Annotated in this window: 11 protein-coding genes; 5 read left to right on the forward strand and 6 right to left on the reverse strand. The window is 69.7% G+C overall.

Annotated features, from left to right (window positions below; genetic code table 11):
- Positions 1-34: 34 nt before the first annotated feature.
- Positions 35-1,900, reverse strand: coding sequence for a phage tail sheath subtilisin-like domain-containing protein (locus QF034_RS04650; RefSeq protein ID WP_307173711.1), 1,866 nt, complete (start codon positions 1,898-1,900; stop codon positions 35-37).
- A gap of 709 nt (positions 1,901-2,609) precedes the next feature.
- Here QF034_RS04650 and QF034_RS04655 point away from each other — a divergent pair.
- The gene (locus QF034_RS04655) at positions 2,610-3,098 is read left to right on the forward strand and encodes a hypothetical protein (RefSeq protein ID WP_307179799.1); all 489 of its coding nucleotides are present in this window, start codon (positions 2,610-2,612) and stop codon (positions 3,096-3,098) included.
- Here the strand turns inward: QF034_RS04655 and QF034_RS04660 are convergent.
- The gene (locus tag QF034_RS04660) at positions 3,064-3,366 is read right to left on the reverse strand and encodes a hypothetical protein (protein ID WP_307173712.1); all 303 of its coding nucleotides are present in this window, start codon (positions 3,364-3,366) and stop codon (positions 3,064-3,066) included. The genes QF034_RS04655 and QF034_RS04660 overlap by 35 nt on opposite strands.
- A 301-nt stretch (positions 3,367-3,667) precedes the next feature.
- On the opposite strand from QF034_RS04660, the gene QF034_RS04665 reads away from it, so the two are divergent.
- Entirely contained in the window at positions 3,668-4,900 is a 1,233-nt protein-coding gene (locus QF034_RS04665) for a sigma-54-dependent transcriptional regulator family protein (protein ID WP_307173713.1), read from the forward strand.
- A gap of 124 nt (positions 4,901-5,024) precedes the next feature.
- On the forward strand, positions 5,025-6,542 hold the full coding sequence (gene adh / locus QF034_RS04670) for an aldehyde dehydrogenase (RefSeq protein ID WP_307173714.1): 1,518 nt from the start codon (positions 5,025-5,027) through the stop codon (positions 6,540-6,542).
- Between the two features lie 64 nt (positions 6,543-6,606).
- Here adh and QF034_RS04675 read toward each other — a convergent pair whose 3' ends face one another.
- Together QF034_RS04675 and QF034_RS04680 are read right to left on the reverse strand one after the other, a co-directional pair.
- Positions 6,607-7,977, reverse strand: a complete 1,371-nt coding sequence (locus QF034_RS04675) for an RICIN domain-containing protein (protein WP_370880769.1) — start codon at positions 7,975-7,977, stop codon at positions 6,607-6,609.
- A gap of 31 nt (positions 7,978-8,008) precedes the next feature.
- Positions 8,009-9,439, reverse strand: a complete 1,431-nt coding sequence (locus tag QF034_RS04680) for an endo-1,4-beta-xylanase (RefSeq protein ID WP_307173715.1) — start codon at positions 9,437-9,439, stop codon at positions 8,009-8,011.
- Positions 9,440-9,820: 381 nt separating this feature from the next.
- Between QF034_RS04680 and QF034_RS04685 the strand changes: the two genes are divergently transcribed.
- Both QF034_RS04685 and QF034_RS04690 read left to right on the forward strand, forming a co-directional pair.
- Positions 9,821-11,275 (forward strand): non-reducing end alpha-L-arabinofuranosidase family hydrolase, encoded by a 1,455-nt coding sequence (locus tag QF034_RS04685; RefSeq protein ID WP_307173717.1) that lies wholly within the window; start codon positions 9,821-9,823, stop codon positions 11,273-11,275.
- A 171-nt stretch (positions 11,276-11,446) separates the two neighbouring features.
- A complete protein-coding gene (locus tag QF034_RS04690) occupies positions 11,447-12,667 on the forward strand; it encodes a metallophosphoesterase (protein ID WP_307173718.1) in 1,221 nt (406 codons plus the stop codon).
- A gap of 19 nt (positions 12,668-12,686) precedes the next feature.
- On the opposite strand, the gene QF034_RS04695 is transcribed toward QF034_RS04690, so the two are convergent.
- Both QF034_RS04695 and QF034_RS04700 read right to left on the reverse strand, forming a co-directional pair.
- Entirely contained in the window at positions 12,687-14,624 is a 1,938-nt protein-coding gene (locus QF034_RS04695) for a S41 family peptidase (RefSeq protein ID WP_307173719.1), read from the reverse strand.
- 55 nt (positions 14,625-14,679) lie between these two features.
- Positions 14,680-16,632 carry a DNA/RNA non-specific endonuclease gene (locus QF034_RS04700; protein ID WP_307173720.1) on the reverse strand — a complete coding sequence of 651 codons (1,953 nt, stop codon included), beginning with the start codon at positions 16,630-16,632 and terminating at the stop codon, positions 14,680-14,682.
- Positions 16,633-16,880 lie beyond the last annotated feature (248 nt).

Below are 16,880 nucleotides of genomic sequence, written 5' to 3' on the forward strand. Positions count from 1 at the left end.
CGAAAATGTCCTCAGGGATTCCTAGGAGCGTTCCTCAGAGCGCGAACTGCCCGGACGTCTGCTGGATCTTGACGACCACGAACTCGGCCGGGCGGACCGGCGCGATGCCGACCAGGACGTTGACGATGCCGTTCTCGATGTCCTCGGCGGTCGTGGTGTCGCTGTCGCACTTGACGAAGTAGGCGTCGCGGGGCGTGCCGCCCTTGAAGGCGCCCTGGCGGAAGAGGGTGTGCAGGTACGAGGAGGCGGCGAGCCGGATCTGCTGCCACAGGTTCTCGTCGTTGGGCTCGAACACCACCCACTGGAGGCCGCGCTGGAGGCTCTCCTCGACGTGCAGGGCGAGCCGCCGCACCGGCACGTACTTCCACTCGCTGTCGAGCGCGTCGGAGCCCTCCAGCGTGCGCGCTCCCCAGACCACCGGGCCGGTCACGGGGAAGGTGCGCAGGCAGTTGACGCCCAGCGGGTTGAGCAGGCCGGTCTCGCGGTCGGTCAGGTTCACCGTGAGCGAGTGCACGCCGGCGAGCCGGGCCTCGGTGCCGGCCGGGGCCTTCCACACGCCGCGCTCGGAGTCCGTACGGGCGATGACGCCCGCGACCGCGCCGGACGGCGGGAAGGAGCGCAGCCGGCCCGTGAGGGGGTCGGTGAGCTGGAGGTGCGGGAAGTACAGGCCGGCGTGGTTGCCGCGCACGGCGTCGAAGGCGGCGAGCCCGGCCCGGGCCGTGTCGACGCTGACCCAGGTGCTCGGCGCGTCGACCAGGAGGAAGATCCGCCTCTCCTGGCACAGCCGCTGGGCGGCCGAGACGACGGTGACGGCGTCCTCCGTCTTCTCGTAGCCCGCGAGTTCGGGCAGTACGAGGAGGTTGACGTCGGCGACGCCGCGCAGTGCCTGGATGCCGGACTTGTCGGCCTCGGAGCCGATGAGGTCGCGCGGTCCGGGCGCCTCGCCGTCCTCGCCGCCCTCCAGCGGGAAGACGGGCGGGTTGACCGAGGCCTCCAGGCCCAGGTCGTTGGCGCACTCGCCGAGGAAGCGGACGACGTCCTCGGGGTCGGTGGAGCCCGCGACGACCTGGATCCGCCGGCCGAAGGCGGTGACCTCGGCGCCCGCGAAGGCGTGCTTGCCGGGCGCGTCGGGCAGGGCGCGCAGCTTGCGCTCCAGCAGCAGCGCCAGCTCGGCGACGGAAGTCGGGGCCTCGCCGTCGCAGTCGGGGTCGTGGAGCGTGAACTCCCGCTCGACGTCGCCGATCTTGACGGTGAGGTCCACGGCGAGGTCGGGCAGTTCGTGCCCGAAGGGCTTGGAGACGGTGCCGGACGGGTCGGGGCGGCCCTCGCCGACGACCTCGACGCGGATCAGCCGGGAGCCGGCGTTGACGACGGTCTGCACATACCGGCCGTGGGACGGGTCGGTGGACAGGCCTGTGTAGCTCTCGCGGGCCTCGCCCTTGGCGTCGTGGACGCGCAGGTTGAAGGTCTCGTCGGGGCGGGGTGTGTCGTAGTCGACGGCGACGCGCAGGCCGTTGCCCCACACGCCGGGTTCCTTGGCGTGCACCTTGAGGACGTCGCACTCGCTGTGGCCCTCGGTGGACTCCAGCGTGACGCCGGCGGCCTGGCCGCTGCCGGCGCGGGCGACCCGGACGATCACGGCGACGGTGCCGCCGTTGCCGAAGAACTGGTGAACGGCGTAGCCGACGGCGCTCTGGGCGCTCAATCCCCCGAAGCGGCGCTCGAACTCGGTGAAGCTGGTGACGCGGACCGGCTCGTTCAGCGGACCGCGACGGGTGTGGCCCACGAAGGCGGTCACCGAAGTGGTCAGGGTCGAGATGGTGCGGGTGCTGCTGGGAAGCTCTTCGACGTAGACGCCGGGATACGTCGGCTTGGCGGCGCTCACTGCACTCATCGGCATTCCCCCTCCTATCCCTGTCTCGGGCACCGGATGAAGGCACCAAGAGAGGTGGGGGAGGGACGTTGCGGCCGTGCGCGAGGACTCGGTCCCCGCCCGTCGGCGGTGGACACGCGCGCACCTCATCAGTTCCCCCGTCAGTACCCGCGCGGTTCGGCCGCACGGGTCAAGCAGCGCGCTTGTGACTCCTGATGCTCAAGTGCTCAATCCACCTTGCTGCGTGCGAAGTTGACCGAACAAGACGCGTTCTGGCCAGCACACAGGGAGGTTCTGTGAAGGCAAAATTCCGCGATCCGCACATCCCGCCCGCGCGCCCTCGTGGACTGGTCCACACCTCCTGCACAGCAGTGGTGATCGCCGGGCCGACGGCATGCCTGCAAGACCCCGCATTTCCGGCACCGGCGTCTCATCCGCCCGGCGCGCTCCCCGGCCCCTCCCCCAGTCGCCCATCTCTCGATGGCCGGTTTCAGCGGGGCGGCATGGACGCGCACGGAGTTGATCGATGCCTTACGGGATCCACCTCCGAGTGCCCCCTTTCGACCGGGACATGCCCGACGCAAACGCCAGGCCGCGCCACCCCTTCCAGGGCGTAGAAATATCTACGAGCATGGCCAGTGCCGGACCGGCACGCGGCGCCCGAGGCCCCGCGGGTCACCGGCCCGTGTCCAGCGTGCGCCCGTCGGGGCGTCGGCCGACTGTGCCTGGGGTGGCCATGCAGAGCGTGATGTGGAAGCAAGCCGTCGAGTGGCTCGCCGCGGCCGCCAGGGACCCCCAGGAGTGCAAGCGGGAATGGGACTACGGCACGGGGACGGTGCTCGTGGAGGCCGGGCGGTACTGGGACGTGCTCAGCGTCCCCGACCGGCTCGGCCTGCTCGCCCTGGACTATCTGTGGCGCGACCCCTTGAAGGTGCCCGGCCCCACCCTGGTGGACAGCGCGGCACGCAGAGTGGGCTTCTTCCTGCCGCCCGACCCCGTCAGCGAGTGGGTCGGTTCCGGTGTCCGGCACGTCGGCCGGGGCTCCTGGGTCGCCGTGCCGCCGCCGTACCGGCCCGCCGGGCGCCTGGAATGGCTCGTCCCGCCGGACGGCACGGGCAGTCTGCACGCCCCCGGAAGGCTGGAGTCGGCCCTGCGGGAGGCCACCGAGACCCTCGCCGTACTGGCCCCGGTCAGCGCGGAGCACGCGGTGGCCGACTGCTGGTGAGGCGCGTGCCGTCGGGGACGACCGTCCCCGGGTGCCGGCCGGCGGTCCATGTGGTGACGGCGGCCCAGGTCTCGCTCGCGGACGGCGCCGCGAACGAGACCCACTGACCGTCACGGTGCTCCGGGACGGCGTGGCCCCTGGCCTGCCATTCGGCGACGAGCGCCGCGTAGATGGGCGGATGACCCCCGTATCCGCTGGTGAGTTCGGCGAACGACCGGGGAGCGGCGCCGTTCCCGGTGAGCCGCCGCGCCGTCTCAGTACTGTCCATGCCCGGGCAACGCGACGCGACGCACGGGTGGCACGCGGGCCGGGCCCCGTCCGTCGGGTCGAGTGAACCCGTCACCCGTACGGCGGCACGCGGGCACCGGACAAACATCCAGTGAGGCGGTCGCCCGTTCAGGACGGGGTCGTCCCCGACGAACGCCTCCGGTGCGGTCCCTTCCCTTTCCGGCGGTCTCCTCGACCCCGGCCCTACGCATCCGGTAACACTGACCTCAGACCGAGGACCGGGCCGGCACCGCGCCCGGGCCCGGTCCTCCCGGTACGACGTACGACGGCAGGGAGAGGCCATGTCACAGCGCCCTGACCTCCGGCAGCGCAGGGCCGTGCTGGAGCACGAGTGGTCCCGCTGGGTGCCGCGGCTGAGCGTCGCGGGCGCGCGGCCCGGTGGCAGCGCGGCGTTGCGCCACGAGGTGACCGAGTCCTGGGCGCGTTCACTGAGCAGCGTGGATCCCGGGCGGGACAGCGCCCCGGTCACCGACGGCGGCCCGGTGCACCAGCGCTGGACGTCGTCACCGCTGTACCGGCCGGTCTCGGGCCTCGCCGGGGAACTGCACAGCATCGCCGAGGACGCCGGGTTCGTCACGGCGGTCACCGACGAGTCCGGCACCATCCTGTGGACCTGCGGCGGCCCGACCATGCGCCGCCGGGCCGAGCGGGTCAACTTCGCGCCGGGCGGCCGATGGGACGAGCAGGCCATGGGCACCAACGCCCTGTCCCTCGCCCTGCGCACCGGCCGTCCCAGTTCCGTCTTCTCGGCCGAGCACCTGGTGTCGGCCCTGCACGGCTGGGTCTGCTACTGCGCCCCGGTGCACGGCCCGGACGGGCGCGTCCTCGGCGTACTGGACCTGTCGACCACCTGGGACCGTTCGCATCCCCTGGCCATGTCCACCGTACGCACGCTGGTGTCCACCATCGAGGCCCGCCTCACCACGGAACAGCCCCGCCCGGGACAACTGCGGCTCACCTGCCTCGGCACGGAGCAACCCGTGCCGGCCGTACGGCAGGGGCGACCCCTCCACCTGCGCCCGCGCCAGGTGGAGATCCTCACCCTGCTCGCGCTCGAACCCGACGGCTTCTCCCCCGAGCGGCTGCGCGCCGCCCTGTACGGCGACCGGCCGGTCACCGCGTCCACCTTCAAGGCGGAGATCTCCCACCTGCGCCGCGCCCTCGGCGGCGGCATCCCGCCCCGCCGCTACACCCTGACGATCCCGGTCTCCTGCGACGCCGCCGACGTCTTGCGCGCGCTGGAGCAGGGCGACACCGACACCGCGCTGCGCCTCTACGGCGGTCCGCTGCTGCCCCGCTCCGAGGCCCCCGGCATCGAGGAGTGGCGCACCCGCCTCGAAGTGGCCGTACGTGAGGCCGTCCTGGCGAGCACCCGCCCGGAAGACGCCCTGCGCTACGGCGAACGGGCCCCGTACGACGCGGAGATCCACGAACACGCGCTGCACCTGCTCGGCCCGGACGACACCCGCCGCGCGATCGCGCGGGGCCGCCTGACCACGGCCCGGCGCGACTGACCGCATGTCACGGTGAACACGACGGTCACGGCGCCAACCTCGCGCCAACCTCCCGGGAGCACAGTGGGATCGTCACGACGGCGTGAGCCGTGACCCGCCCGTCATCTCACCGAGGAGAGCCGCCATGGTGTACGCGCAGCCCGGAACGGACGGCAGCATCGTCGCCCTCGCCCGCCGCTACGACAACTTCATCGACGGCGACTGGGTCGCCCCGGTCGAGGGCCGCTACTTCGAGAACCCGACCCCCGTGACGGGCAAGGTCTTCTGCGAGGTCGCCCGCTCCTCCGCGGCCGACGTCGACCTGGCCCTGGACGCCGCGCACCGGGCGGCCGATCAGTGGGGCCGCACGTCCACCGCGGAACGCGCGCGCGTGCTCAACAGGATCGCGGACCGCATCGAGGAGAACCTGGAGAAGATCGCGGTCGCCGAGACCTGGGAGAACGGCAAGCCGGTCCGCGAGACGCTGGCCGCCGACATCCCGCTGGCCGTGGACCACTTCCGGTACTTCGCCGGCGTCGTCCGCGCGCAGGAGGGCAGCATCGCGGAGATCGACGCCGACACCGTCGCGTACCACTTCCACGAACCGCTGGGCGTGGTCGGCCAGATCATTCCGTGGAACTTCCCGATCCTCATGGCCACGTGGAAACTGGCCCCCGCGCTGGCCGCCGGCAACTGCGTGGTCATCAAGCCGGCCGAGCAGACCCCGGCCAGCCTCCTCTACGTCATGGAGCTGATCGCCGACCTGCTCCCGCCGGGCGTGGTCAACGTGGTCAACGGCTTCGGCGTGGAGGCGGGCAAGCCCCTGGCCTCCAGCCCGCGCGTGGCGAAGGTGGCGTTCACCGGCGAGACCACCACCGGCCGCCTGATCATGCAGTACGCGAGCGAGAACATCATCCCCGTCACGCTGGAACTGGGCGGCAAGAGCCCGAACATCTTCCTGCCCGACGTCATGGCCGCCGACGACGACTTCCTGGACAAGGCGATAGAGGGCTTCGTGATGTTCGCCCTCAACCAGGGCGAGGTGTGCACATGCCCGTCCCGGGCCCTGATCCCCTCATCGATCTACGACGAGTTCATGGCCCGCTGCGTCGAGCGCACCCGGGCCATTCGCGGCGGCGATCCGCTGGACCCGGACACCATGATCGGCGCGCAGGCGAGCAACGACCAGTACGAGAAGATCCTCTCCTACCTCGACATCGGCAGGAAGGAGGGCGCCGAACTGGTCACGGGCGGCAACCCCCGTGCGGTCCCGGGCCTGGAGGGCGGCTACTACATCGAGCCGACGATCTTCCGCGGCACCAACGACATGCGGATCTTCCAGGAGGAGATCTTCGGCCCGGTGGTCTCGGTGACGACGTACGACTCCGTCGACGACGCCCTGAAGATCGCCAACGACACGCTGTACGGCCTCGGCGCGGGCGTCTGGACCCGCGACGGCAACACGGCCTACCGCCTGGGCCGCGAGATCAAGGCGGGCCGGGTGTGGACCAACTGTTACCACGCCTACCCGGCCCATGCCGCGTTCGGCGGCTACAAGAAGTCCGGCATCGGCCGCGAGACGCACAAGATGATGCTCGACCACTACCAGCAGACGAAGAACCTGCTGGTGAGCTACGCACCGAAGAAGCTCGGCTTCTTCTAGAGCGTGAAGCCAGGACCAGAGTGGAGCCAGGATCATCCTGGCTCCACTCAGTGGTGCGGTCGTGTCACTGGAACTGTGCGAAGAACCTCCAGATCTCTGCTTTGGTCCAGGTGGTGACGCCGCTTTCGCCGGAGGAGCCGTCGACCGGACCGGGCATGTGGCCTCCGTCGAACGCGGCCCACTGGACCGGGTATCCGGCACGGCAGCCCGAGTAGGTGGTGGTGATGTGCGTCCGGCTGCCCGGGGCGGGCTCGCGCGGGCTTTGGGCGGTGCAGCCGTTGTTGGCGACGAACTTGTCGCGCAGGGACCGTCCTTGCGCGATGCCGAGGACGTTGTCGCTGACGCCGTGGATTCCGAAGTAGGCGATGGGCTGGCTGCCGCCGCTGCACCCGCTGATCTGGGCGCCGGACATGACCGCGACGGCCCTGAAGACGTTCGCCCGGCTGCATGCGAGCGCGTAGCTCATACCGCCGCCCCAGCTGAATCCCGTGGCGAAGCGCTGGGCCGGGTTGACACAGAGGCCGCCCTCGATGCGCCGGATCATGTCGTCGACGAAGGTGATGTCCTCACCGCCGGAATTGGCCCAGCCGTTGCCGAGGCCCTGGGGGGCGACGAGGATCGCGCTGTTGTTCGACTGTTCCTGTTGGCCGTAGTAGGACCAGGCGTTCCCGCTCGTGCCGCCCGAGGCGACCTCGCCGGCGGTTCCGCCCCGCCAGTGGAACGCGAAGATCAGCCGGTAGCGGTGGCTGTTGTCGTAGTTGGCGGGAACCCTGAGGATGAAGCTGCGGCTCTTGCCGCCGCTCTGAATCGTGTGCGTACCGCTCGTCAGAGTCGGGGCGCTGCCGCATCCGCCACCGCCACCGGACGACAGCTTGACCATCTGCCATTGCTGGTTGGCGCCGCCCCAGTCGGAGTACTGGACGACGTTGCCGCCGTCGGCGGTGGAAGCGCCCTGCACCTCCACCGCCTTGCCGCTGGTGCGGTTGATCAGCCGGACGTGGCCCGCGTCGGAATCGGCCAGGCGGAACTGCTGGTTGGCCCCGTTGTGGTCGGCCCACTGCTGGATCGCGGCACCGTCCGCGGTCGAGGCGCCGGCCACGTCGAGGACCTTGCCCGAATGCCGTGCCTTGAGGCGGTAGAAGCCGCCGCCGGAGTCCACGAACTGCCACTGCTGGTTGGCTCCGTCGTTGCGCGTCCACTGGCCGATCCGCGCGCCGTCGGCGGTGGACGTGTCAGAGACGTCCAGCGCCTTGCCGCTGTTGCGATTGACCAGGACGTACCAGGCATTGGTGTCCACCGTCGCCGCCTCGGCGGGCGCCGGTTTCACCGCGGCGAGCGTGCCGATCGCGAGGGTCGCCGCCACCACGGCGGCGACCCGGGACCACCAGCGATGTCTGCGGGGAGGGGCGGGGGAATCCGCACCGTGGGTCTTCATCGACTCACCCTTTCGTCTGTGGCAGGTCCCATCAGGTGCGGGTCCAGCGCTGGTTGCTGCCGTTCGAGCAGGAGTAGAGCTGGATCAGGGTGCCGTTGGCGGTGCCGGCTGCGACGGCGTCGAGGCAGAGGCCGGACTGGACGCCGACGATGGATCCGTCGGAGTTGAGGCGCCATTTCTGGTTGTCGCCGCCCCAGCAGCTGTAGATCTGGACTTTGGTGCCGTTGCCGGTGCCGGCGGCGTCCAGGCACTTGTTGCCGTAGACCCTGAGCTCGCCGGCGGCGGTGTACGTCCACTGCTGGTTGGTGCCGTTGTTGCAGTCCCACAGCTGGAGCTGGGTGCCGTCGGTGGTGCTGCTGCTGGGCACGTCCAGGCAGCGGCCCGACCCGACGCCCTTGATCTGTCCGGAATCCGAAGGGGGCGTGGAGGTGCCGCCGTTGAGTGCGTCGAGGACGGCGGTGTAGGCGGGCTTCTTGCTGCCGTTGCCGTTGAACAGCAGCGGCGTCTGCTCCGCCCGCCAGGAGTCGGTGTCGCGCACACCCCAGACGGTGATGCCGAGGCAGCGCGGGACGGCCAGGCAGTCGTTGGTCACGTTGGCGTAGGTCGTGGCCGGGGCGCCCTGGATGTCGAGTTCGGTGATGGCCACGTCGACGCCGAGGGCGGCGAAGTTCTGCAGGGTGGTGCGGAAGTTGCTGTTGTAGGGGCTGCCGCTGTTGAAGTGCGACTGGAAGCCGACGCAGTCGATCGGCACGCCGCGCTGCTTGAAGTCCCGGACCATGGCGTACATGGCCTGGGTTTTGGCCCAGGTCCAGTTCTCGACGTTGTAGTCGTTGTAGCAGAGCTTGGCGGCCGGGTCGGCGGCGCGCGCGGTGCGGAAGGCGACCTCGATCCAGTCGTTGCCGGTGCGCTGCAGGTTGGAGTCGCGGCGGGCTCCCGAACCGCCGTCCTCGAAGGCCTCGTTCACGACGTCCCACTGGGCGATCTTGCCCTTGTAGTGGGCCATCACGCCGTTGATGTGGTTGATCATCGCCTGGCGCAGCGTGCTGCCGCTGAGGCTCTGCATCCAGCCGGGCTGCTGGGAGTGCCAGGCCAGGGTGTGGCCGCGCACCTTCTTGCCGTTCTGCACCGCCCAGTTGTAGACGCGGTCACCGGCGGCGAAGTTGAACTGGCCCCGCTGCGGTTCGGTGGCGTCGATCTTCATCTCGTTCTCGGCCGTCACCATGTTGAACTCACGGCCCGCGATCGACGTGTACGCCGAGTCGCCCAGCCTGCCCGAGGCGATGGCGGTGCCGAAGTAGCGGCCGCTCTGCGCCGCCGCGGCGCCGAGCGTGTTCTCGGCGGCGTGTGCGGTCGGCGGCGTGACCAGTGCGGTGACCACACCGAGGACACCGACGACCAGCGCTAACAGCAGGCCGCGGATCTTCCGGCGGACAACGGGTCTGGGAAGGGCATACGAGCCCATGACTGTGCCTCCAAGGTAGAAATCAAGGAAGGACTGAAGCGCAGGGGAACGCGTCGTCCGCTGGTGCGAACCTCACCGGTGCACAGATTGCCCAGGGCCGACGGCGGTTCGACATCTCGAACTAAGGCCGGGTTCTCAGACAGGGATGATTGAGGGATTGACGATGCATCGTCAATACTCCTCGCAGAAGAACTTTCGATTCCTTGCCCGAAACATTCGGGGCCGGGCGAAGTGCTGTTTGTGGACAGATCGGCGACAGGCCTTGACCAGAGGGCCCGCCATTCCTAGCTTGTGGCGTCAAAGCTTCCGGGAATTCTTCGAAACATTTCGAGATGGTCCCTCGGGGTTCCCCTCACCCCGCCCCCAAAGGAGTGCCCTCTGATGCGTCTGAGACGCTTACTCGCCGTCCTCGCGCCCCTGCTGCTCGTGGCCGCCTTCCTCGGTGCCCAGCCCGCCGAGGCGGCGACCATCGACCCCAACGCCTCGTACGTGCTGGTCAACCGCAACAGCGGCAAGGCCCTGGACGTCTACAACATGGCGACCGGCGACGGCGCCCGCATCACCCAGTGGACCAGGAACGATCAGAACCAGCAGCAGTGGCAGTTCGTCGATTCCGGGGGCGGCTACTACCGCATCAAGTCCCGCCATTCGGGCAAGGTGCTGGACGTCCACAACTGGTCCACCGCGAACGGCGGCTCGATCGTCCAGTGGGCCGACCTGAACGCCGCCAACCAGCAGTGGCGGCTGGCCGACAGCTCGGACGGCTACGTGAGGCTCATCTCGCGCCACAGCAACAAGGCCCTCGAAGTGCAAGGCGCCTCCACCGCCGACAACGCGAACATCGTCCAGTACGACGACTGGGGCGGCGCCAACCAGCAGTGGCAGCTCGTCAAGGTCGGCGGCGACAATCCCGGCTCGTGCGATCTTCCGTCGACATACCGCTGGACATCGACGGGCGCGCTGGCGCAGCCCAAGGCCGGGTGGGCCTCGCTCAAGGACTTCACCGTCGCCCCCTACAACGGCAAGCACCTCGTCTATGCGACGACGCACGGCGCCGCGGGAACGGGAACGGGATGGGGTTCGATGAACTTCGGCCTGTTCACCAACTGGCCGGAGATGGCCTCGGCCGGCCAGAACACGATGTCGGCCTCCACCGTCGCGCCCACGCTCTTCTACTTCGCGCCGAAGAACATCTGGGTGCTCGCCTACCAGTGGGGCGGTGGGAGCGCTTTCTCCTACCGGACGTCGAGCGACCCCACCAACCCCAATGGCTGGTCAGAACAGAAGGTGCTCTTCTCCGGAAGCATCTCCGGCTCCGGAACAGGACCCATCGACCAGACGCTCATCGCCGACGGCACGAACATGTACCTGTTCTTCGCCGGTGACAACGGCAAGATCTACCGGGCCAGCATGCCGATCGGGAACTTCCCGGGCAGTTTCGGCTCGACCTACACAACGATCATGAGCGACACGGCGGACAACCTGTTCGAAGCCCCGCAGGTCTACAAGCTCCAGGGCCAGAACCGCTACCTCATGATCGTCGAGGCGAGGGGCTCGCAGGGCCGCTACTTCCGCTCGTTCACGGCCACCAGTCTGAACGGCTCATGGACCCCCCAGGCCGCGACCGAGAGCAACCCCTTCGCCGGCAAGGCCAACAGCGGCGCCACCTGGACCAACGACATCAGCCATGGCGAACTGATCCGCACCAGCGCCGATCAGACCTTCACCGTCGATCCCTGCAACCTGCAGTTCCTCTACCAGGGACGCAACCCCAACTCCGGCGGCGACTACGGCCAGTGGCCCTACCGTCCGGGTCTGCTGACACTGCGGCGCTGACGGCGTGACACGAGTCCGGCTCCGGTAGGCAGCCGGCACGGCGGGCTCGGCGGGAGGCCGAGCCCGCCTGGGTCACGCGACAAAGCCAGGCTTCGGTGAACGACGGTCCGGTCGGCCCTAGGGCGACCGGATACAGTGCGCGAGACGGCAGCCCGGTCAGGGAGGGTAAGCGTGACCGACACCAGCAACACCCGACCCGCCGACGGCGAAGCGCAAGCTCCGCGGCAGAGCCGGCTGCTCCGCCTGATGCGCTACATCCCCCTGATCGCCCCTGTCCTGCTGTGGACCGTGCCCTGCTGGATGCTCCTGCACACCGGCCAGCACTGGCCGGTGCCCGTCACGCTGGTCGGCACCGCCGTGTTCGCCCTCGGCCTCGTCGGTATGCCGCTCGCGATGATGCGCGGCCACGGCCGGCGCCAGCAGGACCGGGCGGCGATCGTCGGTGACACCCTGCTGGGCGCCAGCTGGGTTCTGTTCACCTGGTCCGTTCTGCTCGGCGTCCTGCTGCGTCTCGCCCTGACCGTGGCCGGCGTCGGCGAGAGTCAGGACCGGGCCCGAATCGTCACGTGGGCCATCCTCGGCACAACCGCCGTACTGCTCGCCTGGGGGTACGCCGAAGCCCGCCGCGTGCCGCGCGTGCGCCGGCTCGACGTGCTACTCCCCCGGCTGGGTGCCGGGCTGGACGGCACCCGCGTCGTCCTCATCACCGACACCCACTACGGCCCGCTCGATCGCACTCGCTGGTCGGCGCGGGTGTGCGAGACGGTGAACACCCTGGAAGCCGACCTGGTCTGCCACACCGGCGACATCGCGGACGGCACGGCCGAACGCCGCCGCGCCCAGGCCGTCCCCCTCGGTACCGTGCGGGCCACCCGGGCCCGTGTATACGTCACCGGCAACCATGAGTACTACAGCGAGGCCCAGGGCTGGGTCGACCTGATGGGCGAGCTGGGCTGGGAGCCGCTGCGCAACCGCCATCTGCTGCTCGAACGCGGAGGCGACACCCTCGTGGTCGCCGGTGTGGACGACGTCACTGCCGAGTCCTCCGGCCTGGCAGGCCACCGCGCCCATCTCGCCGGAGCCTTGGACGGCGCCGACCCCGACCTCCCCGTCCTGCTCTTGGCACACCAGCCCAAGTTCGTCGACCGGGCGGCAGCCGACGGCATCGACCTCCAACTCTCCGGCCACACCCACGGCGGCCAGATCTGGCCCTTCCACCACCTGGTCCGCATCGACCAGCCCGCCCTCGCCGGACTCAGCCACCACGGCACGCGCACCCTCCTCTACACCAGCCGCGGCACCGGCTTCTGGGGCCCGCCGTTCCGCGTCTTCGCCCCCAGCGAGATCACCCTGCTCGTGCTCCGCTCCCCGCACCTGCCCACCTCGCCGTAGCCGGCTTCTTCTGAGTCGCCTACGACAGGTCCCTGGTCATGCTCGCGACCAGACGGCCGACCTCGAACCCCTCCAGGTGGGCGGTGTGTGCGGAGGCGGCGCCCTGGACCAGCAGGTCGGCCCGGCCGCCGGTGAGGTCGACGGAGGCGCGGGGGCGCTGGTCGAGGTAGACGTCGACGCGGTCGACGTTCTCCGCCGCGAGCTTCAGATGGAGCGCGCCGTCGGCGGGGGCGGCCTCCGTGATCGTCACGGCGTGCGGAGCCAGACCCTGCAGGAGCCGGCCCGCGTGGTCCAGGAGGTCGGTGTTGCCCTCCAGCAGGTCGCGGCGGGTCATACGATGCGGCTCGTCGGGGACGACGCCCAGGTCCTCCACCGGTGTGCCGGAGTTCGGGCCGACCCGCAGGGTGCGGCGTATCGACACCCGCATCCCGGCGCCCTTCGGCAGGGGCGTGTAGGGCGTGCCCGGGTCGTCCGCCAGGAACTCGGACAGCAGCTCATGCGTCCAGACGTTGGCGCCGCCGGCGCCCGTGTTCTCGTCGGTGCCGAGCACGGGGCCGATGCCGTGGTCCTGGAAGCCGGCCGCGAAGATGTCCGTGGCCGAGTAGCACCGGGCGTTGGTGATGAGCACGACGGGCCCGAAGTACTGCTGCCCGATGGCGTTGGCGCCGTTCTCGGGGCTGATCGGGAAGGCTCCGGAGTACACCGAGCCGGTCTCGAGGGCCTGTTCCATGGACGGCACCCACGGGCCCAGATCCAGTCCCGGGCCACCCTGGAAGCGCCGGCAGATCCGCAGATTGAGCGGGGTGTCGACGAACTGCACCGGTTCGGGGGTGATCCGGCGCGGTGTCAGCGTCTGCAGGGTGAACTCGGCGGCGTGGATGTGCCCTCCGCCGTTGTCCCGGACGTCCACGATGAGACCGCCCTGCGGCAGTTGCCGGATGAGCCGGACGAACTCGGCGACGAACCTGCCGGGGCTGTCGACGTTGAACGTGAAGATGCGGATGTGGCCGAACGTTCCGGACGGCGTGGTGACAGGCCGGGCCCGGAACACCTTGGGCATGGTGGTGACGATCTCGCCCGCCTCCAGGTCCGGCAGGGGCTGGTCCGCCTCGGCGGCCCGCTCCTGGGCGACCACCCGGGGCGCGAACAGCAGCACCTTGGCCCGCTGGGTCTCGTCCCCGTCGAGGTCCAGGCCCTGGGCCACGGCCGTGCCCCGGTCGGCGGAGACGAACGAGGGCAGGTTCTCCACGATCTGCCAGCTCTGCCGGAGTTCCCGGGCCGTTCCGGCGAGGTCGACGTAGCTGACCGTCACCCACTCCTCCAGCGGCGGGAGATGGATGGTGAGCGGCCGGACGGTCAGCGACTGCACACCCCGGCTGCGCCGGGCCGCCGTGTTGCTGCCGGCGAACCGGGCCGCGTTGAGGTCGACGGCGTCCAGGACGGGGATGCCGCTCCAGTGGGTGATCTCGACCCCCGGCTCGAACCCCGGCGCCGAGAAGCCGCTCGCCACATGGGTGACCAGGAACCGGGTGCGGTCCTGGTCCGTGCAGGACTCGACGAGGAACGGCAGGAAGGCGATCTTCCCCTTGAAGGGGTCGGGCAGCAGGTAGTTGGTGTGCAGGTCCCGCACCGAGTGGAAGATCTCCGACATCTCCGCGTGGAACACCCACTCCCTCGGCATGGTCTGCGGTGTCTGCCGCTCCATGCGCCGGCGCAGCAGCCGCAGCCGCTGGACGGGGTTGACGGCGTGCATCGCGGTCTTCAGCGGCAGATGGACGTAGTTCTGCTCCAGCAGGACCAGGGCCTGGTCGACGAGGAGCCGGCGGTCCTCCAGCGACAACTGGCCGGCGCCGTGCAGGAAGGCGGGCAGGGGAGCCGCACCGAGCAGGTGGTCGCGTACCGGTTCCGCCGCGTTCTGCAGGAACTCGGGTGCGTTCTCATGAACCGGTCGGGTCATGGTGATGCGCCAGTCTTTCGTGGTGTGTGATCGGGGCTTCGAGGAGGCTGGTTGGTCAGCCCCACTGGATGTCGGCCGTGGTCTCCAGCGGCGCGCGGTCCGCCGCCGCCTCGGGCACCTGCAGGGTGTCGCCCTTGTGGAGGGCGGCGGGGAAACGCACCCGAGTGCGGTCCTCGACCTCGCCGAGGGTGACCTGGAAGACCCGGAACTCGTCCAGTTCCAGCGCTTCGAGCTGGTCCAGGTTCTGGGTGAGCAGAAACGCCCTGGCCTTCAGTTCGCCGTTCTCGGTGAAGGCGATGACCTTGTAGAACTCCCGGGATATCCGCACGCCCCGGTAGACCCGGTCGTCGTCCCGGAAGACCGGCCCGCCGAAGACGCTGATCCTCAGGTCGTCGACGTCGACGTCGTCGTAGACGGCGTCCTCCAGCGCACCCCACACCCCGTTCTTGGCGCTCTGGTTGAAGTCGTCCATCTGCGGGGTGATGTTGGTGTAGAAGAACGAGTCGGTGTTGGCCTTCTGCGCCTCCGGCAGGCTGCCCCAGAGCAGGTCGGCGCGGCGGGCGATATGTCCCCGGTCGAGCCGGTTGGCCTGGTACAGCTCGTTGCCGACCTGCGCCGTGCCGGGCAGCCGCTGGTCCTTGACGAAGGGGATGCCGCTGCGGCTGAGCTTCTTCAGCGAGCCGCCGTCGACGTTCCAGGCCACCCAGAACGGGAAGCGCCGCTTCTTGCTCAGGGTGAGGGAGAAATGCGTGTACGGGATGACCGGCGAGCCGTCCAGGAGTGCGGCGTCGCGCGCGAGGTCGGCGTCCAGCTCCGGGGCCTCGACCCGTTCGCCGAGGAAGTCGGCGTCGTAGCCGGCGATGATCTCCAGCTGCTCCGGCGCCGGCTGGCTGAGGGTGATGTCGAGCTTCTCGAACACCGAGGTCGACAGGCAGGCGAGGGCGTGCTCGTCCGGGTCGCCGGTGCCCTCTCCGGCGAAGTGCAGCCCGGCCAGCACCGTGCTCACCCGGTCGTCGCCCTCCTTGAACAGCCACACCGCGCCGGAGTCACCGCCGCTGCTGACCTCACCGTCCGCCGACGGATGGTCGGGGTCAGGGCCGATCTCGAAGCACCCGATGGTCTGCTGGCCCGTCACCCCGCCGTAGTTGATCTTCGCTACGGTGTCGACGCGGCGGACGATGCCATGGGTGACCCCGGTGGACCGGCCGCTCTTGACCACCTTGTCGTCGAGCTCGGGCTCCCCCAGGGTCCGGGGGGCGACGTCCAGTTCGAGGAACTCCGGTTGGAAGTCGCGGTCCTCGATGGTCGCCACCGCGCAGTCCCCCGCCACGCCCAGGTGGGAGCGCTTGAGCACGCCCATCCTGTTGCGGTCGATGCGATTGTCGTCCCGTGTGCCGGGCTGCACGACTTCGATCCCCAGCTCGCCGAACGGCCCGTGCAGCACATGCCAGTTGCTGAGCACGTACGGTGTGCCGTCGGCCCGGTCGAACACGATGCAGCCGATGGTGCCGGCCGACACCGTCACCGCGCCGACGCTGGCCCCTGGCCGGATGGGATCCAGCCGGCTCTTGCGCGTCGGGCTCTCGACCTCGGCCACCATGTGGAAACTCGGCTTGTAGGTGCGCTCGATGACATCGGTGGGCACCTCGAAGCCGTCGACGGTGATGGTGGCCGGGATCAGCGAGGTGCCCAGGGACTCCAGCGCCTCCGGCTCGGCCTTGGTCGCCACGGTGAACTGCAGGGCCACCTCGCCGCCCGGCTGATCGCCTGTGACCTTGCGGCCGACGCCCACCGACGTGATGTTCGGATCCTCCAGCAGGTGCGGGCCCCGGATGCGGACGTACTGCCGCAGCGACGAGATGAGTTCCTCGTCGGAGGGCGAGCCCTTCTTCGCCGAGGCCGTCTTCGCAGTGGACTTCGACGCGGCCCTGGACGAGGACTTGGACGCGGCCTGCGGTTGCCGGCTCTTCGAGGTGGTCTTCTTCGGGTTCGTGGTTCTGGTGGCCATGCTGGCACGCATCCCTTCGTGGGCGAGACAGCACCGGAGATGCGCCGGTGCCGGCCGGCACCGGCGCGTCGGGGCCACGCGCAGTCGCGGTCCGGGGCGGCGACGCCCGACGGTGATGTGTCCCTCATATCCAGGATGGTCGAGCGGCACGAAGAGGCAAGTTGACATTGGGCTACCGCTTTTGAACCAAGGCAATTCATCCCTCAGTCAATGACTTCCAGTGAAGCGTCAAATGTTGAATGTGAAGA

This window comes from Streptomyces africanus, assembly GCF_030816955.1.
In the GTDB taxonomy this organism is placed as follows: Bacteria; Actinomycetota; Actinomycetes; order Streptomycetales; family Streptomycetaceae; genus Streptomyces; species Streptomyces africanus.